Source organism: Streptomyces sp. NPDC002588 (assembly GCF_040295925.1).
In the GTDB taxonomy this organism is placed as follows: domain Bacteria; phylum Actinomycetota; class Actinomycetes; order Streptomycetales; family Streptomycetaceae; genus Streptomyces.
Genome location: NZ_JBEOWF010000004.1, coordinates 266,033 through 284,746 on the forward strand (window position 1 = coordinate 266,033; position 18,714 = coordinate 284,746).

At 69.5% G+C, this 18,714-nt stretch carries 17 protein-coding genes and 2 riboswitches; of the genes, 5 read left to right on the top strand and 12 right to left on the bottom strand.

The features are described from left to right. Window positions 1-164: 164 nt before the first annotated feature. A complete protein-coding gene (locus tag ABT057_RS07130; protein ID WP_352341440.1) occupies window positions 165-1,010 on the bottom strand; it encodes a thioesterase family protein in 846 nt (281 codons plus the stop codon). Window positions 1,011-1,154: 144 nt separating this feature from the next. On the opposite strand from ABT057_RS07130, the gene ABT057_RS07135 reads away from it, so the two are divergent. Next, window positions 1,155-2,366 carry an alpha/beta hydrolase gene (locus tag ABT057_RS07135; protein WP_352341441.1) on the top strand — a complete coding sequence of 404 codons (1,212 nt, stop codon included), beginning with the start codon at window positions 1,155-1,157 and terminating at the stop codon, window positions 2,364-2,366. Here the strand turns inward: ABT057_RS07135 and ABT057_RS07140 are convergent. The 10 genes from ABT057_RS07140 to ABT057_RS07185 form a co-directional block, all read right to left on the bottom strand. Continuing rightward, window positions 2,260-2,931, bottom strand: coding sequence for a trimeric intracellular cation channel family protein (locus tag ABT057_RS07140; protein ID WP_352341442.1), 672 nt, complete (start codon window positions 2,929-2,931; stop codon window positions 2,260-2,262). The genes ABT057_RS07135 and ABT057_RS07140 overlap by 107 nt on opposite strands. Before the next feature lie 56 nt (window positions 2,932-2,987). Next, on the bottom strand, window positions 2,988-4,379 hold the full coding sequence (locus tag ABT057_RS07145) for a M1 family metallopeptidase (RefSeq protein ID WP_352341443.1): 1,392 nt from the start codon (window positions 4,377-4,379) through the stop codon (window positions 2,988-2,990). 94 nt (window positions 4,380-4,473) lie between these two features. Beyond that, window positions 4,474-5,709: an ABC transporter ATP-binding protein gene (locus ABT057_RS07150; protein WP_352341444.1), complete on the bottom strand. Its 1,236-nt coding sequence runs from the start codon at window positions 5,707-5,709 to the stop codon at window positions 4,474-4,476. Further along, window positions 5,706-6,803, bottom strand: coding sequence for an ABC transporter ATP-binding protein (locus ABT057_RS07155; protein ID WP_352341445.1), 1,098 nt, complete (start codon window positions 6,801-6,803; stop codon window positions 5,706-5,708). Before ABT057_RS07155 ends, ABT057_RS07150 begins: the two co-directional genes overlap by 4 nt. After that, the gene (locus tag ABT057_RS07160; protein ID WP_352341446.1) at window positions 6,800-7,798 is read right to left on the bottom strand and encodes an ABC transporter permease; all 999 of its coding nucleotides are present in this window, start codon (window positions 7,796-7,798) and stop codon (window positions 6,800-6,802) included. Before ABT057_RS07160 ends, ABT057_RS07155 begins: the two co-directional genes overlap by 4 nt. A gap of 146 nt (window positions 7,799-7,944) precedes the next feature. Next, window positions 7,945-9,744, bottom strand: a complete 1,800-nt coding sequence (locus tag ABT057_RS07165; RefSeq protein ID WP_352341447.1) for an ABC transporter substrate-binding protein — start codon at window positions 9,742-9,744, stop codon at window positions 7,945-7,947. A gap of 103 nt (window positions 9,745-9,847) precedes the next feature. Continuing rightward, window positions 9,848-10,855 (bottom strand): ABC transporter permease, encoded by a 1,008-nt coding sequence (locus ABT057_RS07170; protein ID WP_352341448.1) that lies wholly within the window; start codon window positions 10,853-10,855, stop codon window positions 9,848-9,850. A 369-nt stretch (window positions 10,856-11,224) separates the two neighbouring features. Continuing rightward, window positions 11,225-12,022, bottom strand: a complete 798-nt coding sequence (locus tag ABT057_RS07175; protein ID WP_352341449.1) for an enhanced serine sensitivity protein SseB C-terminal domain-containing protein — start codon at window positions 12,020-12,022, stop codon at window positions 11,225-11,227. A gap of 177 nt (window positions 12,023-12,199) precedes the next feature. Then, window positions 12,200-13,000: an enhanced serine sensitivity protein SseB gene (locus tag ABT057_RS07180; RefSeq protein WP_352341450.1), complete on the bottom strand. Its 801-nt coding sequence runs from the start codon at window positions 12,998-13,000 to the stop codon at window positions 12,200-12,202. 99 nt (window positions 13,001-13,099) lie between these two features. Beyond that, complete coding sequence (locus ABT057_RS07185; RefSeq protein WP_352341463.1) at window positions 13,100-13,774, bottom strand: AAA family ATPase; 675 nt, start codon at window positions 13,772-13,774, stop codon at window positions 13,100-13,102. 170 nt (window positions 13,775-13,944) lie between these two features. Next, window positions 13,945-14,045, top strand: a riboswitch (glycine riboswitch). Further along, a riboswitch (glycine riboswitch) is annotated at window positions 14,046-14,152 on the top strand. It abuts the riboswitch before it with no gap. Window positions 14,153-14,207: 55 nt separating this feature from the next. Here ABT057_RS07185 and gcvT point away from each other — a divergent pair. The 4 genes from gcvT (at window position 14,208) to ABT057_RS07205 (ending at window position 18,520) form a co-directional block, all read left to right on the top strand. Beyond that, entirely contained in the window at window positions 14,208-15,326 is a 1,119-nt protein-coding gene (gene gcvT, locus ABT057_RS07190) for a glycine cleavage system aminomethyltransferase GcvT (protein ID WP_352341451.1), read from the top strand. 110 nt (window positions 15,327-15,436) lie between these two features. Further along, complete coding sequence (gene gcvH, locus ABT057_RS07195) at window positions 15,437-15,814, top strand: glycine cleavage system protein GcvH (RefSeq protein WP_352341452.1); 378 nt, start codon at window positions 15,437-15,439, stop codon at window positions 15,812-15,814. 14 nt (window positions 15,815-15,828) lie between these two features. Further along, complete coding sequence (glyA, locus tag ABT057_RS07200) at window positions 15,829-17,094, top strand: serine hydroxymethyltransferase (RefSeq protein WP_352341453.1); 1,266 nt, start codon at window positions 15,829-15,831, stop codon at window positions 17,092-17,094. Between the two features lie 58 nt (window positions 17,095-17,152). Next, window positions 17,153-18,520: an L-serine ammonia-lyase gene (locus ABT057_RS07205; protein ID WP_352341454.1), complete on the top strand. Its 1,368-nt coding sequence runs from the start codon at window positions 17,153-17,155 to the stop codon at window positions 18,518-18,520. Here ABT057_RS07205 and ABT057_RS07210 read toward each other — a convergent pair. Then, window positions 18,517-18,714 (bottom strand): integrase core domain-containing protein (locus ABT057_RS07210; RefSeq protein WP_352341455.1); only part of this gene is annotated, 198 nt, incomplete at its 5' end. The genes ABT057_RS07205 and ABT057_RS07210 overlap by 4 nt on opposite strands.

Sequence of the window (18,714 nt, forward strand, 5' to 3'; positions counted from 1 at the left end):
GAACTCAACCAACGGCGGCTGAGCCTTCCTTGAGCCCGCTCTGTCCGCCGCCTGTCAATGAGGTAAAGCGCCCCCCAAGAAACCACGCTGACCTGCGACTTCCCCTCTCGTGACCGCTCGGTGCGCTGGTACAGCTCCGTGACAGAAGCGGCCGCGGGAGCCGCTCAGCCGAGCCTGACCCGTGCCAGCTGGCGTGACTGGGCCACCAGCCGGTCGGCGCTGTCCCAGACCTCCGCGTCCTCCTCGAGGAAGCCGCCCGCGAGGTTGCGGGTGGTGATGGAGACGCGCAGGGGGCCCGGGGCGGGCCGGCAGCGGACGTGGACCGTGAGTTCGACCGTGGGCACCCAGCCGCGCAGACCGATCTCGAAGGCGGTCGGCGGCAGGGCGTCCACGGCGAGCAGCAGGGAGAGCGGGTCGGGGTCGCGGCCGTCCTTCAGGCCGAACCAGGCCCGCATCTCGCCCTTGCCGGAGGGCTGCCCGAGCGCCCAGCCGAGGGTGGAGGGGTCCAGCTTGAGCATCAGCCGGTCGGCGATGGCCGAGCTGCCGTCGACGGGTGCCGGACCGTCTTCGGGGCCGAAGCACTGCTCGATCGGCGGCAACGCCGGGGGCTTCGCGGCCGTGCGGACGTCGTCCGGGAGGGAGTCCAGGTCGCCGTAGGAGGCGAGGACGCGGATCCGCTCCACCTCGGCGCCCCGCTCGTCGTACTGGAAGAGCGAGGCCTGCCCGGTCGACAGGGTGCGGCCGGTGCGGACCACGTCCGTGCGGACCACGGCCGGGCCCGGCTGGGAGGCGGTGAGGTAGTGGGCCGAGATCGTGAACGGGTCCCGGTGCGGCAGGGCGTCCGCGAGGGCGCGGCCGAGGACGGCGAGCAGATAGCCGCCGTTGACGGCGCTGATGATCGTCCAGCCGGCCGAGAGGTCGATCTCGTAGACACCGGGGGTGCGCCGGGTGAGCGCGGTGTCGCGGTCGAACTCGCTCACCGTCGCTGTCGCGATAGCTGCTTCTGGCATGGCTGAACGGTACAACAGCTGATTACTAAGCGGTAGCTTTGGCTGTCCGGGGAGATGTAGCGCCCGGTGAGAAGCGGGCAATTTCTCGGTAAGTGTCCGCACTCCGCCGTGAACCCCTCCTGCCGGGTCTCCCTCTAGGAGGGCATGAGCCTCACCGGAAGCACGTTCCTCTACACCCTCGTCGCACTGTCCGTCGTCGCCGTCGCGCTCCCACTCGTGCTGTGGTCGCGGATCCGGGGACCGAGGATCCTGCGGGGCGCGGCCCGGGTACTGATGCTGATGTTCGCCCAGGGGACGGCGGTGGCGCTGGTCTTCGTCCTGGTCAACAACACCGACAACCTCTACGACAACTGGTCCGACCTGCTCGGCACCAGCGACCATGTGCAGCAGGCCGCCGATCTGGGCGCCGACGGCACCGGCGGCATCGCGCTGAGCCGGCTGCCGAGAGTCCGGCAGCACTTCAGGGAGGTGGGCGGCGGGGTCCGCGTCACCCAGGTCGAGGGCCGGGTGTCCGGCGTGAACGCCGAGGTCTACGTCTGGCTGCCCCCGCAGTACCACGAGGCCGCCTACGCCCACCGCAGGTTCCCCGTCGTGGAGCTGCTGCCGGGCTATCCCGGCTCGCCGAAGTCGTGGTTCGGGTCGCTGCACGCGAACACCCAGCTGGCCCCGCTGATGCGGGAGGGCAGGATCGCGCCGTTCATCCTGGTCGCGCCCCGCACCACCCTGCTGCCCGGCGTGGACACCGGCTGCGCCAACGTGCCCGGCACGGTGAACGCCGACACCTGGCTGAGCGTCGACGTGCCGAAGATGGTGCGGGACAACTTCCGGGCCGAGCCCGCCCCCAAGGGCTGGGCGGTGGCCGGGTACTCGGCCGGGGCACACTGCGCGGCCAGGCTGGCCCTCGCCCACCCCGACCGCTACCGGGCGGCGGTGAGCATGTCCGGCTACAACGACCCCGCAGGCGAACGGGACTCGCTGACGGCCCAGGACCCCGCCCTGCGCCGCGCCACCGACCCCGCTCTGATGCTCGCCCGGGCCGCGGCTCCGCCCGCCGTGGCGCTCTACGTCTCCGGCCAGCCGCACGACGGCTACGAGGACGGACTCGCCCTCCAGCGGGAGGCGAAGGCACCCACCACCGTGCACGTGGTCTACATACCGAAGAGCGCGGGCGGCCACAACATGGCGTTGTGGCGGCCGCAGCTGGTGCCGGTGTTCCGCTGGCTGACGACCCAGATGGATCAGCACCGGATCACCGCCCGGGGGACTGCTCCTCGCGTACCGTCGAGCGCCGGTTCCACGCACGAGGCGCTCGCCAGTGGAACCGGATCGCGAGCAGCCGCAGGCCGAAGGCGGTGACGGCCGCGAGGCCGCCGGCCGCCGGGGTGAGGGCGTCGTAGCGGATGCAGAGCACCACCATCGTGGCGCCGACGATGGCCGGTACCGCGTAGAGGTCACGGTCCCAGCGCAGCAGCGACGGCACCTCGTTGGCCAGCACGTCCCGCAGCACTCCCCCGCCGACGGCGGTCGCCAGACCCAGGGCCGCCGACGCGGTCAGGCCGAGGCCGTGGTCGTACGCCTTCATCGTGCCCGTGACGCAGAACAGGCCGAGGCCGGCCGCGTCGAAGACGTTCACGGCCGCCTGGATGCGCTCCACCTGGGGGTGGAGGAAGATCACCAGGACGGCCGCGAACAGCGGGGTGAGGAAGTACCCCAGGTCCGTGAAGGCGGCCGGGGGCACGGCCCCGATGACCAGGTCCCGGAACAGTCCTCCGCCCAGCGCGGTGACCTCGGCGAGCACGGCTATGCCGAACACGTCGAAGTTCTTGCGGACGGCCAGCAGCGCGCCGGAGATGGCGAACACGAAGATGCCGGCCAGGTCGAGCCCGTGTTGGACGGAGGGACTGAAAATCTGCTGGATCACCCTTATATTGTCACCCAACGGCGACCATGGACCTTACAAAGCCAGGTGATACGGCTCTACAGGGACGGTTTCCCTGTGGTGAACAGCCAGGTCTGGAACAGGTCGTCGAGCTGCTGCCCGGAGATCTTCTCGGCGAGGCGGATGAAGTCGTCGGTGTCCGCGTTGCCGTAGCGGTGCAGTTTCGTCCAGGTCGGGAGCAGCCTGAAGAAGGCGGTGTCGCCGATGCGCTCGCGCAGCATCTGGAGGGTCATCGCGCCGCGCTGGTAGACGGCCGAGGCGAACATGGTGTCGCGCTGCGGGTCGCCGACGACCGTCTGCCAGAAGGAGGAGGTGCCGGGACGGGAGTCGTATCCGGCCAGGAAGGAATCGTGCGCCGAGCGGGTGCCCTGGTGTTCGGCCCACAGCCACTGGGCGTAGGTGGCGAAGCCCTCGTTCAGCCAGATGTCCTTCCAGTGCGCCACCGAGACGGAGTCGCCGAACCACTGGTGGGCCAGTTCGTGCACGATCGTCGTCTCGTTGCGGACGGCGGAGTACACCGGCTTCGACTGCACCTCGAGCGAGAACCCGGCCTGCGGCATGTCGTCGACGATCGCACCGGTCTCCTCGAACGGGTACGGGCCGAAGACCTGCGACCAGTAGTCGGTCGCGGCGGCCGTCACGCCGTACACGTCGACGCTGTTGCCGTTCGTGAGCACGGGGTCGATGGCGACGTAGATCGGGGTGCCGCCGGGGGTCGTCCCGGTCTTCACGTCGAACGTCCCGATCGTGGCGGTCGCCAGGTAGGTCGCCATCGGCTTCGACTCGCGCCAGTGGGTGTAGGTCGAGGCGCCCTTGTCGTACGCCGAGACCAGCCGGCCGTTGGAGACGGCGGTCAGGCCCTTCGGCGCCTTGATCCGGATGTCGTAGGTGGCCTTGTCGGAGGGGTGGTCGCTGGACGGGAACCAGGTGGACGCGGCATTGGGCTCACAGGCGACGAAGACGCCGTCGGCGGTCTTCATCCAGCCGTAGTCCGAACCGAAGACGATGGGACCGTTGAGGGGTTCGGGGATGCCGCCGTAGGTGACGGTGACCTCGAAGGTGCGGCCCTTGCGGAGCGTTCCGCTCGGAGTGACCCTGATCTCGTCGCCGTCACGGGTGAACTGCGCCCGTCTGCCGTCCACCTCGACCCGGGTGACCTCCAGTTTCTGCAGGTCCAGATCGAAGGACGAGAGGTTCTGGGTGGCGCGGGCGGTGATCGTCGTACGGCCGTCGAGGCGGTCGGTGTCGGGGTCGTACGCCAGGCCCAGGTCGTAGTGGCGGGCGTCGAAGCCGCCGTTGCCGAGCCGGGGGAAGTAGGTGTCGCCGATGCCGGCCGCTCCGGGAGCCGGGGCGGAGGACGCGGCGATGGCGAAGAAAGAAGCCGCCGCGGTGGCGACGGCTGTGAAACGTGCCGAACGGGAGAGTAACAAGGGTCGTCCCTTTCGCGCGTGCCGATAATCGGACACGGACGACTCTGATCTCTCCCGTTCGGGCATGTGCATGACTTTGCCAACTCGTCATGCGCTACTTGTCGGTTGACTCCTGGCCGTCCGCCTTCGCCGCCTCGGTCTTCGTGACCTCGGGAGCCTCCTCGGACGAGGCGACCTCCGCCGCCACCGCCGCCGAGGTCTCCGCCGACTCGGCGAGGACCTCGTCGGCCACCAGCTCCGCAGCCTCCTTCGCGACCGTCAGCAGGACGGTGTCCTGCGGAGCCTGGTCCGCGAAGTTCTCCGGGTGGTGACAGGCGACCTGCTGGCCGGGCCGCAGCTCCAGCAGGGGCGGCTCGGTGGTCTTGCAGACCTCCGTCGCCTTCCAGCACCGGGTGTGGAAGCGGCAGCCGCTCGGCGGCGAGATCGGCGAGGGCACGTCGCCCTTGAGCAGGATCCGCTCGCTCTTGGCGTTCTTGCGCCGGGGGTCCGGGATCGGCACCGCCGACATGAGCGCCTTGGTGTACGGGTGCATCGGCGACTTGTAGAGCAGGTCGCGGTCGGCCAGCTCCACGATCTTGCCGAGGTACATCACCGCGATCCGGTCCGAGACGTGCCGGACGACCGAGAGGTCGTGCGCGATGATCACGTACGTCAGGCCGAGCTCCTGCTGAAGGTCGTCGAGCAGGTTCACCACCTGGGCCTGGATCGACACGTCCAGCGCGGAGACGGGCTCGTCGGCCACTACCAGCTTCGGGTTCAGCGCGAGCGCGCGGGCGATGCCGATGCGCTGGCGCTGGCCGCCGGAGAACTCGTGCGGGTAGCGGTTGTAGTGCTCGGGGTTGAGACCGACCACCGACAGCAGCCGCTGCACCTCCTTCTTGATGCCGCCCTCGGGCGCCACGCCCTGGAGCTTGAAGGGGGCGCCGATGATCGTGCCGATGGTGTGGCGCGGGTTCAGCGAGGAGTACGGGTCCTGGAAGATCATCTGCACGTCGCGGCGCAGCGGGCGCATGCCGCCGACGCCGAGGTGCGTGATGTCCTTGCCCTGGAACTCGACCTTGCCGCCGGTCGGTTCGAGGAGCCGCGTGATCAGCCGGCCCATGGTCGACTTGCCGCAGCCGGACTCGCCCACCACACCGAGCGTCTCACCGGAGCGGACCTCGAAGTCCAGACCGTCGACCGCGTGCACCGCCCCGACCTGCCGCTGGAGCAGGCCCTTCTTGATCGGGAAGTGCTTCTGCAGCCCGGTGACCTTGAGCAGCACCTCGCCGTCGGACCGACGGGTCTCGGCAGCCTGCGCGGGAATCGTCACCGCTTTCTCGTCACTCACAGCTTCGGCGCAATCTCTTCGGTCCAGATACGCTCCCGCTGCTCCGGCTCAAGGTGGCAGGCCGCCCAGTGCCGGCTGCCGACCTCGGCGAGCTCGGGACGGACGGTGCGGGTGACGTTGTCCTTCGGGAGGTCCGCGTACGGGCAGCGCGGGTTGAAGGCGCAGCCGGACGGGACGTTGATCAGGGAGGGCGGGGAGCCCTTGACCGGGATCAGGCGCTCCTGCTGCTCGCGGTCCAGCCGCGGCATCGAGCCGAGCAGACCCCAGGTGTAGGGGTGCCGCGGCTCGTAGAACACCTTGTCCGCCGGGCCGCGCTCGACACACCGCCCGCCGTACATCACCAGGATGTCGTCGGCGAGTTCGGCGACGACGCCCAGGTCGTGGGTGATGACGATGACCGCGGAGCCGAACTCCTTCTGCAGATCACGGATGAGGTCGAGGATCTGCGCCTGGACGGTCACGTCGAGGGCGGTCGTCGGCTCGTCCGCGATGAGCAGTTCGGGGTTGTTGACCAGCGACATCGCGATCATCGCACGCTGACGCATACCGCCGGAGAACTCGTGCGGGTAGTTGTCGACGCGCTTGTCGGGCTGCGGGATACCGACCCGGTCGAGCATCTCCACCGCGCGCCTCTTCGCGGTCTTCTTGTCGACATCGTGGTGGATCCGGTACGCCTCCACGATCTGCTGGCCGATCGTGTAGTACGGGTGCAGCGCCGACAGCGGATCCTGGAAGATCATCGCCATCTCGCGGCCGCGCAGTTTGCGCACGTGGTCCGGGTCGGCGGACAGCAGTTCGGTGCCGTCCAGCCAGATCTCGCCGGAGATCTGCGCCTTGCGCTTGCCGTACTGGCCGGCGGTGTGCAGGCCCATGATGCCGAGCGAGGTCACCGACTTGCCGGAGCCGGACTCGCCCACGATACCGAGGGTCTTGCCCTTCTCCAGCTGGAAGCTGAGCCCGTCGACGGACTTGACCAGGCCGTCGTCGGTCGGGAAGTGCACCTTGAGGTCACGCACTTCGAGGAAGGAGGACGGCGCCGGGGAGGCGGGGGTGGGCTCGCCCACGGCCGCTCCGGTCTTGCTGAGGTCGGTCATGCGAGCCTCACTCGGGGGTCGATCACGGCGTAAAGGATGTCCACCACGAGGTTGGCGACGAGCACCGCGAGGGAGGTGATCAGGGTGACGCCCAGGATGACGGGCAGGTCCTGGTTCTTGATGGCGCCCAGGACCGCCTGGCCGAGGCCGGGCAGGTTGAACGCGGTCTCGGTCAGGATCGCGCCGCCGATCAGGGCGCCGAGGTCCATGCCGAGCATGGTCAGGATCGGGGTCATCGTGGAGCGCATGGCGTGCTTGCCGATGACGACCTGCTCCTTGAGGCCCTTGGCGCGGGCGGTGCGGATGTAGTCCTCGCCGAGGATCTCCAGCATGGTGGCGCGGGTGATCCGGGCGTACATCGCCGCGTACAGGAACGCGAGGGTGATCCACGGCAGGATCATGCCGCCGAACCAGCCGCTGAAGCTGTCTTCCAGAGGCACGTACTGCCCGTCGAACAGATTCAGTCCGTAGACGAAGATCGACAGAGCGATCATGCCGGTGAAGTAGATCGGCAGGGAGACACCGGAGAGCGCGATGACCATCGCGCCGCGGTCCCACAGGCTGCCCCGCTTGAGAGCGGAGAGCACACCCGCGGCGACACCGAAGACCAGCCACAGCACGGCGGCACCGAGCGCCAGTCCCAGGGTGACCGGGAAGCGGTCGGTGAGTACCGGCCAGATGGCCTGCTCGCTGCGGAAGGAGTAGCCGAAGCACGGGGCGGCGCAGTGGATGGTGTCCCCGCCGCCCGTGTAGGTGCGGCCGGCGAAGATGCCCTTGAAGAACTCCCAGACCTGGACGTAGATCGGGTCGGCCAGACCCAGCTTCTCCCGCACGCCCTCGACGGACGCGGGGTCGGCCTGCTTGCCCACGAAGCTCAGCGCGATGTCGACGCCCGCCCACTTGGGGATCAGGAAGAAGATGCCGAAGACCACCATGACGATGACCACGAGCATCACTGCGGCGGCGAACAACCGCCTGATGAGATAAGCGAGCACAGCTCTCGGCCCGCCGCGGACCGCGGGCCACCTCCGGTCTCCCCCCACTGTCTTATGGACGTTGGGGGGGGACCTCCAGGTGGCCCGCGGTCACGCCGCGCCGGCCTTCACCTGCCTTTCGTGCCGTTCGGCGGGTGTGCCGGGGTTTACTTCTTCGGGTTCTTCAGGGCGAGGTTCACGAAGTCGTACGTGCCGTTCGTGCCCGCGCTGGTGTAGACGTTCGCCAGGTTGTCCGAGCGCCAGTTGATGGTCTTCTCGAAGGTGAAGGGCAGGTAGTACGCGCCTTCCATCACCTTGTGGTTGATCTCCGTGGCGATCTTGGCCTTGCCGGCGTCGTCCAGGGTCGTGACGTAGCTGTCGAACAGACCGTCGATGGTCTTGTCCTTGATGAGCGCGTAGTTGTTGTTGGCGCTCTGCGCGATGTACTTGCTGTCCCACAGCGGCAGACCGAAGCCCTGGACCGACGGGAAGTCGGCGCCCCAGCCCATGATGATGATGCCGTAGCCCTTCTTCGCCACGTTGGTGGGGCTACCGATGATGCCGGAGGACTGCGAGCCGTCGTACTGGTCGATGTCGGCGGTGATGCCGATCTTCTTCAGCGACGCCTGCAGGGACTGGGCGGTGGCCACCTCGACCGGCTTGTTGTTGCGGACCGCGATGGTGGTCTTGAAGCCGCTCGGCTTGCCGCAGGCCTTCAGGGCCTCCTTGGCCTTGGCCACGTCGCCGGACTTGCCGGCACCGGAGATCCCGTACGGGTCGTACTTCTGGCCCTCGCCACCCGGGAGGAACGGCGGCAGCATGTTGGTGCCGATGTCGCCACCGGCGACCGGGCCACCGCGCGCGGTCTGCAGCGACACGTGGTCGGCGCCGTAGATCACGGCCTTGCGGCACTCGATGTTGTCGAACGGCTTCACGTTCTGCGGGAAGGCCGCGTACCGGATGTAACCCGTGGTCGGGTTGTCCAGGTTGGCCTTGTGCTCCTTCAGGGCGGTGGTGCGGCCCTGCGGCGACATGCCGGTCTGGTTGATGTCGAGGTCGATGTCACCGTTGATCAGACGCTGGTCGAGCTGGTTGGCGTCCGAGAAGAACTTGACGGTGATCTTGTCCGGGTAGGCCTTGCGGATCGGGTCCGAGGCCTGCTTCCACTCGGTGTTGCGGACCAGGGTGAGGTCCTTGCCCGGGGTGTAGGACTCGAACTTGTACGGGCCCGAGGAGAACGGGTGCAGCGTGTACTTGGCCTTGGTGTCCTTGTCCTGACGGACCGGGGAGGCCGAGACCAGGGACAGGATCTCCTCGAAGTCCGAGTTGGCCTTGGGGAGGTGGAAGACGATCGTCTTGTCGTCGGGCGTGTCGATCGCCTTCAGACCGAGCTTGTCCTTGGAGGTGTCCTTGTAGGGGCCCTTGTAATCGCCCTTGGGGTCAAGGATGTCCTTCAGGTACGTCGGACCGCCGGAGAGGACGTCCTGCGCCCACACGCGCTCGATGCCGTACTTGATGTCCTTGGACGTGATCGCCTTGCCGTCCTCCCACGTGCTGCCGTCACGCAGGGTGTACGTGTAGGTCTTGCCGTCGTCGGTGACCTTGGCGAGACCGGTGGCGAGATCCGGGGTGAGCTCGGAGCCGGCCGCGCCGGGCTCGGCCTTGTTCGTGACGAGCTGACGGCTGTAGTAGCGGGCGAAGTTCCACATGAAGCCGTAGTAGCCGCGCGTGGTGTCCCAGAAGTCGGCGTCCTGGGCGCCGCCGAACTTCAGCGTGCCGCCCTTCTTGGCGAGGGAGGCCTGGGCGACCTTCTCGTTCGCGGCGTTGTAGCCGGCGGCGCCGGTGGCCGAACCCTTGCCGTTGTCACTGTCACCGCCGCCGCACGCCGCCGTGGTCAGCAGCGCGGCGACCGCGGCGGCAGCGGCAAATGCCTGCTTCCGCCGCCCTGTGGTGCGTTGGGTAGTCACGATCTCGGATCCTCCGGATAGATGAGAGACCCCGTGTGAAGGCCACGGGACGTTTGGGGTGCGGCTGTGGTGCGGGCTGTGAGGTGAGCTGTGGTGCGGCGGTTCAGCGGGACGCCTTCGGGTCGAGCGCGTCCCGGACGCCGTCGCCGAAGAGGTTGAAGGCCAGCACGGTGATGAAGATCGCCACACCCGGGACCACCATGTACATGGGGTCGGACTCGTAGTAGTCGATCGCGCTCGAGAGCATCTGGCCCCAGGAGGCGGTGGGCGGCTTGACGCCCACGCCCAGGAAGCTGAGGGCCGCCTCGGTGAGGATGTTGGTCGGGATCATCATCGTCGTGTAGACGACGATCGGGGCGACGAGGTTGGGCAGCAGTTCCTTGAACAGGATGTACAGCCGCCCGGCGCCCAGCGAGCGGGCGGCCTCGACGTACTCGCGCTCGCGCAGCGACAGGGTCTGACCGCGCACCACGCGTCCGATGTAGGGCCAGCCGAAGAAGCCGATCACCACGATCATCACGAACACGCGCACGCTCGAACCGGTGAGCCCCAGCAGGTTGCTCGGCATGACGGAGACCAGCGCGATGATGAACAGCAGCTGGGGGAAGGCGAGCAGACCGTCCATGACCCGGCTGATGACGGAGTCGACCCAGCCGCCGAAGAAGCCGGCGAGGATGCCGAGGACGGTTCCGAAGATCACGGCGACGATCGCGGACAGGAAGCCCACGAGCAGCGAGATACGGGCGCCGTAGAGGATGCGGGCGAAGATGTCACGGCCGTTGACCGGCTCGACGCCGAGCAGGTGGTCGCCGCTGACGCCGCCCAGAGAGCCCGTGGGCGTGCTGAACAGCGGGTCGATGAGGTTCTCGTGATACTCGTTCGGGTCCTGGCCGAGCAGGCTGGTGATGACCGGGGCGAGGAGCGCGACCACGATGAGCAGGAGCACGACTACGCCGCCCGTGAGAGCGAGCTTGTCCCGCTTCAGCCGCTCCCAGGCGATCCGGCCCAGGGAACGGCCCTGTACGGCCTTGGCGCCGGCGGTGGCGACCGCCGCTTCGTCGGCCGCGCTCGGGGCCGCTTCCGCGGTCGGCTCGTGCAATGGTGCCGTCATCTGGCAGGGACCCCTCTCAACCGGCGGTGGCCGGCCCACACTTGCCGCTGTGGCGGCGTGATCGTCCGTCGTACACAGGGACGAAGTCCCCTGGACCGGGAGTCTTCAACGCTTTGGCGATCTGTAGCCAGAGTTGGCGGCGAAAGGATGCGCAAACGTGATGCGGGTAAGAGGATTCCGTTATCCGGACGCGGGGTAACGGGGGTCGGACGGCGACGTAGTAGGTCACACCGGGTGAGAAAAGGACCAATCGTCGCCATCTACGCGCGAAGATCCCCGGAGGAAATCTCCATCCGACCGGACGACGGTGTCCGAGAGTGACGAGCCGACAAGAAGCGTTGATGTCCGGGGTGTTCCGGATGTCCGAAATCAGTATCTGCCGGTGGGCGGGTAGCCGTAGCCTCCCGCGGGAGCCTGGGCCGGGGCGGCGGGAGCGTGAGCCTCACGGTCGTAGAACGGCCGGGCACTCGCCCGCATCCACATCACCACCGGGTCGTGCTCGTCGGTCATCGCGACCGTCGACACCGGCAGTCCGTCCGGTACGGCTCCGATCGACTGCTGCATCATCGCCCGAACGGCGTCCACGGCCGGCGGCGAGGTGTCGTACACGTCGAGCCCGATGGCCAGATAGGGCGCGCCGAGAGCCGGCTGCACCCAGGCGCGGCGCAGGGCGCGGACCACCGGGGTGCGATGGGCGTTCTGCGCGAGCAGTGCGTAGAACTGGGGGATCTCGATGCCCGGTTCGGCGAGTCTGAGCGGTCCGGCGGGCTGGCGGTCCAGGCCGGTCGCGATGCGGCGCAGATCCAGCCAGGGGATGCCGACGCCGCCGCCGGGGGTGTGCGGGTTCAGCCAGAGACCGTAGTGGTCGGGGTAGAGGGTGCGGGCCACGTCGACCCCGTCGACCACCTCGTACGCCCGGTTCCAGCCGCTGGCCGAGAGCTCCTGGGCGGAGGTGACACAGGGGGCGTAGCCGTGGCCGTCCACCTCCATGTTCCCGTACTGGGCTTCGGGGGAGCCGGCCCGGCCCGTCCACAGAAGCATCCAGACCTGGCCGGAGGAGGGGGTCGCGAGCGCGCGCAGGAGCGCCTCGTAGGCGTCGTAGCGCCCGGGCGTGACCTGGCGCAGCATGTGCTCGACCTGTCCGGCCGCGATGCCGCTGGCGCTCACCTGTACCGCCCCTTCTTTTTTGTTCTGCCCCGCGTTGTGGTCCAGCTTAAGCGCCATCTGTGACAGGACCCGTTGTGCGTTCGCGCGTGCGGGTCGTGTGCGGCTCGTCGAGCCCCGCCGCAAAGCCGCCGGCCGATACGGCACCGCGCCCTTGCGGCGCCGCCCCCGGCCGCGGCACTAGTGGCCCTTTGTGTAGAACGGGCGTATGCGGTCCCTCATCCACTCCCCCACCGGATCCTGTGCGACGTCCAGAAGAATCAGGTTGACCGGCCACTTGACGGAGACCCGGCCCATCGCCCGGCCCAACGCGTCCAGCGGGAGTTCGCGGAGGTCGCCGTCCAGGTGGGTGAGTTCGACGCCGACGAACATGACCGGGTCGGCCGTCTCGACGGCGGCCAGGCAGCGGCGGGCCGTCAGGACCACTCCCGTCGCCTCGAACTCTGCGGAGGCCGCGGCGAGGAAGTCCATCGGGTCGTCCTGCCAGTCGGGCTCGAAGAGGCGGACGCGGCCGCCGCTCGCGGGGCCGTCCAGCATGGTGCGGCCCGCCCGGCACAGCTCGGCCACGGCCGGCGGGGGCAGCGGGACGGCCACCACGCCGTCCGGGTTGACGAGGATGCCGAGTTGCGGGGGCAGCCCGCGGGCGAACTCCACGGCCGGGGCGATGGTGAACGACATGTGCGAGCCGACGACCTGACGGAACTGTTCCTCGGAGCTGAACACCGGCACATAGGCCTGGCCCTCCAGCTCCACCGTGGGGAGGTCGAGGGGGCCGCTGTGCGGGCCGCCGCCGCTGGGCAGGGGCACCCAGACGAAGCTGCGGCCGAGCACCTCGACGATGCGGCCGCCGGCGCCGGGCATGCCGAGGGAGGCGGAGAGCACCTCCTCCAGCTCGTTGCCGGGCCATCCGCCGTGCGGGTGGGGGTGTGCTTGCGCCGGGAAGTCCGGGGAGACCGGGAAGTCCGCCGGGGGGAAGTCCATCTGCCTACCGCCTGCTGGGAACCGCTGCTGTGGCTGAAAGGCTAGCGGGTGCACCGGGACTTTCCTCAGCCCTTGGCGTCCGCATCCGGTTCGGGGGCCTCACCCGGTGAAGCCGATCCGGCTCAGGGTGTCCGCCGCGTCGCGGTCGAGCAGGACCGCCGAGCCGACGCCCGCCGGGAGCCGGCCCTTCTCCACGGAACGGATGAGGCGGGCGGCGGCCCTGCGGTGGCGCAGGAAGGCGTATCGCGAGACGCCGCGGCCGCGCTCGCGCTGGCCCTCGATCGCCAGGTCCGGGGTGACGTCGAGCAGCAGCAGGTGGAGGGCGCCGCCGCGGCGGCGGGCCTCGCGGGCCAGCCAGTCGCGGACCCAGGCCTGCGTCCCGCAGTCGTGCACGACGACGCCCTCGCCGGCCCGCAGGGCGCGGCGCAGTCCGGCGTAGTGCGCGAGGCGGACCAGGGGGCGGTAGACGGCGTAGGGCACGAACCGGGGGGCGAGGGCGTCCCAGCGGTCGCGGGTGTCCTGGGAGTCGATCCGGACGCCCCGGACGGCGCGCCGCATCAGCGTGGACTTGCCGCTGCCGGGCAGGCCGGTGACCACGACCAGGTCCCGGTGGCCGAAGAGCAGGCCGTGCGGGCTGTGGCCGGACCGCTCGCGCAGGTCGCGGACGACGGGTGCCGGGCGCTCGCCGCACCGCTCGCGGGCCTGGGCGGCGGGCTGCTTCGGCAGCGCGATGCCCGTGGTCGTGGCGTACGCCGTGGTCCTGTTCACCGTGATCGTCCTCCCCTTGGGCTCGGAGATCCTCTGCCCGTCGAGTGTAAAGAGAAGGTAATACCCGGCGTCCAGCGTTTTTGTGCGCGTACTGCCACAGGCCGGTTACAGATGCCGCTCTGCCGCGCGCGGGCGGGGCGTGCAATGATGAGCGCGCCAACTGCATACCGGCCGTTTGAATCCGCGCGGGAGAGTCCCCAGCAGCAGTTTTCGCCGGGGCGCCGAAGGAGCAAGTCCCTCCCTTGAATCTCTCAGGCCCCGTTACCGCGCGGGCGAGGCACATCTGAAAAGCGGACCGCCCTTGCGGTGGTCCCACCCAAGGTGCAAGTCATGCCCCGCGCGGTCATGGCGAACCTCTCAGGTTCCGATGACAGATGGGGAGGAACGACCCCGCCTGTCGTCCACGCCTCGTATCCATGCCTTGGGAGACAACCGTCCGATGAGCAGCACCCACATCCGTCGTACCGCGCTCGATGCCGTGCATCGCTCGCTCGGCGCGACGATGACCGACTTCGCCGGCTGGGACATGCCCCTGCGCTACGGCTCGGAGCGCGACGAGCACAACGCCGTCCGCTCGCGGGCCGGCCTCTTCGACCTCTCGCACATGGGCGAGATCACCGTCACCGGCCCGCAGGCGGCCGCCCTGCTGAACCACGCGCTGGTGGGCGACCTCGCCTCCGTGGGTGTCGGCCGCGCCCGCTACACCATGATCTGCCGGGCCGACGGCGGCATCCTGGACGACCTGATCGTCTACCGGCTCGCGGACACGGAATACATGGTGGTCGCGAACGCCTCCAACGCCCAGGTGGTCCTGGACGCGCTGGCCGAGCGGGCCGGGGGCTTCGACGCGGAGGTGCGCGACGACCGGGACGCGTACGCGCTGATCGCCGTACAGGGACCGGAGTCACCGGGGATCGTGAAGGCGCTGACCGACGCCGACCTCGACGGCCTGAAGTACTACGCGGGCCTGCCCGGCACCGTCGCCGGGGTGCCCGCCCTGATCGCGCGCACCGGGTACACCGGCGAGGACGGCTTCGAGCTGTTCGTGCGCCCTGAGCACGCGGTCGAGCTGTGGCAGGCGCTGACCAAGGCCGGCGAGGGCGCCGGGCTCGTCCCGTGCGGTCTGTCCTGCCGCGACACCCTGCGCCTGGAGGCGGGCATGCCGCTGTACGGCCATGAGCTGTCGACCTCGCTCACCCCGTTCGACGCCGGACTCGGGCGGGTGGTGAAGTTCGGGAAGGAGGGCGACTTCGTGGGGCGCGAGGCGCTGGCCGAGGCGGCCGACCGTGCCGCTTCGAAGCCTCCGCGCGTGCTGGTCGGCCTGGTCGCCGAGGGCCGCCGCGTCCCGCGCGCGGGGTACGCCGTCGTCGCCGGCGGCGAGGTGATCGGCGAGGTCACCTCCGGTGCCCCCTCCCCCACGCTGGGCCGGCCGATCGCGATGGCCTACGTCGACGCCGCGCACGCGACGCCGGGCGCGCCGGGTGTCGGCGTGGACATCCGGGGCAGTCACGAGCCGTACGAGGTCGTGGCGCTGCCCTTCTACAAGCGCCGCAAGTAGCCGCCGGGAGCGGTCGGGCGCGTGACCCCGCGCACATTTCCGCTGCTCACACCGGTCTTCCGCAGTCCCTCATTCATCAGCACTCATCCGCGTACAGGAGAATTCAGGCCATGAGCAACCCCCAGTCGCTGCGCTACAGCAAGGAACACGAGTGGCTGTCGGCCGCCGCGGACGGCGTCTCGACGATCGGCATCACCGAGCACGCGGCCAACTCGCTCGGTGACGTGGTCTTCGTCCAGCTGCCGGAGGTCGGTGCCGCGGTGACCGCGGGCGAGTCCTGCGGTGAGCTGGAGTCGACCAAGTCGGTCAGCGAGCTGTACTCGCCGGTCGACGGCGAGGTCGTCGAGGTCAACCAGGACGTGGTGGACGACCCGGCGCTGGTGAACTCCGCCCCCTTCGAGGGCGGATGGCTGTTCAAGGTACGCGTCGCGGGCGAGCAGCAGGACCTGCTGTCCGCCGACGAGTACACCGCCTACATCGCCGGCTGAGGAGTCGTAGACGCATGTCCGTCCTGAACACGCCCCTGCATGAGCTCGACCCGGAGATCGCCGCCGCGGTCGACGCCGAGCTGAAGCGCCAGCAGTCCACCCTCGAGATGATCGCCTCGGAGAACTTCGCTCCGCTCGCGGTCATGGAGGCGCAGGGCTCGGTGCTGACCAACAAGTACGCCGAGGGCTACCCGGGCCGCCGCTACTACGGCGGCTGCGAGCACGTCGACGTGGCCGAGCAGATCGCGATCGACCGGATCAAGGAGCTGTTCGGCGCCGAGTACGCCAACGTCCAGCCGCACTCGGGCGCCTCCGCCAACCAGGCCGCCCTGTTCGCGCTGGCCCAGCCCGGCGACACCATCCTGGGCCTGGACCTGGCGCACGGCGGCCACCTCACCCACGGGATGCGGCTGAACTTCTCCGGCAAGCAGTTCGACGTCGTCGCGTACCACGTGGACGACCGGACCGGTCTGGTCGACATGGCCGAGGTCGAGAAGCTGGCCAAGGAGCACCGCCCGAAGGTGATCATCGCGGGCTGGTCGGCGTACCCGCGGCAGCTGGACTTCGCGGAGTTCCGCCGGATCGCCGACGAGGTCGAGGCGTACCTGTGGGTCGACATGGCGCACTTCGCGGGCCTGGTGGCGGCGGGCCTGCACCCGAACCCGGTGGAGTACGCGGACGTGGTCACCTCGACCACCCACAAGACGCTGGGCGGCCCGCGGGGCGGCATCATCCTCGCGAAGTCGTCCTTCGCCAAGAAGCTGAACTCGTCCGTCTTCCCCGGCTTCCAGGGCGGCCCCCTGGAGCACGTGATCGCGGCGAAGGCGGTCTCCTTCAAGGTCGCCGCCTCGGAGGACTTCAAGGAGCGCCAGCGCCGTACGGTGGACGGTGCGCGGATCCTCGCCGAGCGCCTCACGGCCGCCGACGCCCGCGAGGCCGGGGTGAACGTCCTGTCCGGCGGCACGGACGTGCACCTCGTCCTCGTGGACCTGCGCGAGTCCGAGCTGGACGGCCGGCAGGCCGAGGACCGCCTCCACGAGGTCGGCATCACGGTCAACCGCAATGCCGTCCCGAACGACCCGCGCCCGCCGATGGTGACGTCGGGCCTGCGCATCGGCACCCCCGCCCTCGCGACCCGCGGCTTCACGGCCGAGGACTTCGCGGAGGTGGCGGATGTGATCGCCGAGACGCTGAAGCCGTCGTACGACGCCGTGGCCCTGCGCGCCCGGGTGACGGCCCTGGCCGACAGGCACCCGCTGTACCCCGCCCTGAACAAGTAGTCCCCCGGCGGGGGCACCCGAGTACCCGTGCCCCCGCCTCTCTCCCGAGGAGTCTCCCGTGGCCATCTCGGTCTTCGACCTCTTCTCGATCGGCATCGGCCCGTCGAGCTCCCACACGGTCGGCCCGATGCGCGCGGCGGGCCTTTTCGCACGCCGGCTGCGCAACGAGGGCCTGCTGCCCTCCGTGACCCGCGTCCGCGCCGAGCTGTACGGCTCGCTCGGCGCCACCGGGCACGGCCACGGCACCCCGAAAGCCGTCCTCCTGGGCCTGGCGGGCGACTCCCCGCGCACGGTGGACGTGGAGACCGCCGACGACCGCGTGGAGGGCGTCAGGTCGACGGGCGAGCTGGATCTCCTCGGCGAACGGAAGATTCCGTTCTCCTTCACCGAGGACCTGAAACTCCACCGCCGCAAAACCCTCCCCTACCACGCCAACGGCATGACGCTGTGGGCGTACGACGCCTCGGGCGCCGAGCTGCTGACGAAGACGTACTACTCCGTGGGCGGCGGCTTCGTGGTCGACGAGGAGGCGGTGGGCGCCGACCGCATCAAACTCGACGACACGGCGCTGAAGTACCCCTTCCGCACGGGCGACGAACTCCTGCGCCTGACGGAGGAGACCGGCCTGTCGATCTCCTCCCTGATGCTGGAGAACGAGCGTGCCTGGCGCACCGAGAAGGAGATCCACGAAGGTCTCCTGGACATCTGGCGGGTGATGCGGGCGTGTGTCTCCCGGGGCATGTCCCGGGAGGGCATCCTGCCGGGCGGCCTGCGGGTCCGCCGCCGGGCCGCCGTGACGGCCCGTCAGCTGCGGGCGGAGGGCGACCCGCTGGCCCACTCCATGGAGTGGATCACCCTCTACGCGATGGCGGTGAACGAGGAGAACGCGGCGGGCGGCCGCGTGGTGACCGCCCCGACGAACGGCGCGGCCGGCATCATCCCGGCGGTCCTGCACTACTACATGAACTTCGTCCCCGGCGCCGACGAGGAGGGCGTGGTCCGCTTCCTGCTCGCCGCCGGCGCGATCGGCATGCTCTTCAAGGAGAACGCCTCCATCTCCGGCGCCGAGGTCGGCTGCCAGGGCGAGGTCGGCTCCGCCTGCTCGATGGCGGCCGGCGCGCTCGCGGAGGTCATGGGGGGCTCCCCCGAACAGGTCGAGAACGCGGCCGAGATCGGCATGGAACACAACCTCGGCCTGACCTGCGATCCCGTGGGCGGCCTGGTCCAGATCCCCTGCATCGAACGCAACGGCATGGCCGCGGTGAAGGCGGTCACCGCCGCCCGCATGGCCCTGCGCGGCGACGGCTCCCACAAGGTGTCCCTGGACAAGGTCATCAAGACGATGAAGGACACGGGCGCGGACATGAGCGTCAAGTACAAGGAGACGGCCCGGGGCGGGCTGGCGGTGAACATCATCGAGTGCTAGGTGTATTGCCCTGTGAGGTTGGGGACGCGGCTGGCGGGTGGTTGGCCTTGCAGCGCGGTGTGTCCGCGGTGGTGATTGTAGGTGTGCAGCCACTGGGGGAAGGCTTCGCGTCGTTCGGCTTCTGAGCGGTAGGGGCGGGCGTAGGCCCATTCGTCGAGCAGGGTGCGGTTGAAGCGTTCGACCTTGCCGTTCGT

Excerpts from the sequence above, each read along its gene's own strand:
- ABT057_RS07130 (WP_352341440.1), bottom strand. The coding sequence starts at position 1,010 with ATGCCAGAAGCAGCTATCGCGACAGCGACGGTGAGCGAGTTCGACCGC.
- glyA (WP_352341453.1), top strand. The coding sequence starts at position 15,829 with ATGTCCGTCCTGAACACGCCCCTGCATGAGCTCGACCCGGAGATCGCC.
- ABT057_RS07135 (WP_352341441.1), top strand. The coding sequence starts at position 1,155 with ATGAGCCTCACCGGAAGCACGTTCCTCTACACCCTCGTCGCACTGTCC.
- gcvT (WP_352341451.1), top strand. The coding sequence starts at position 14,208 with ATGAGCAGCACCCACATCCGTCGTACCGCGCTCGATGCCGTGCATCGC.
- ABT057_RS07170 (WP_352341448.1), bottom strand. The coding sequence starts at position 10,855 with ATGACGGCACCATTGCACGAGCCGACCGCGGAAGCGGCCCCGAGCGCG.
- ABT057_RS07155 (WP_352341445.1), bottom strand. The coding sequence starts at position 6,803 with ATGACCGACCTCAGCAAGACCGGAGCGGCCGTGGGCGAGCCCACCCCC.
- ABT057_RS07180 (WP_352341450.1), bottom strand. The coding sequence starts at position 13,000 with ATGGACTTCCCCCCGGCGGACTTCCCGGTCTCCCCGGACTTCCCGGCG.
- gcvH (WP_352341452.1), top strand. The coding sequence starts at position 15,437 with ATGAGCAACCCCCAGTCGCTGCGCTACAGCAAGGAACACGAGTGGCTG.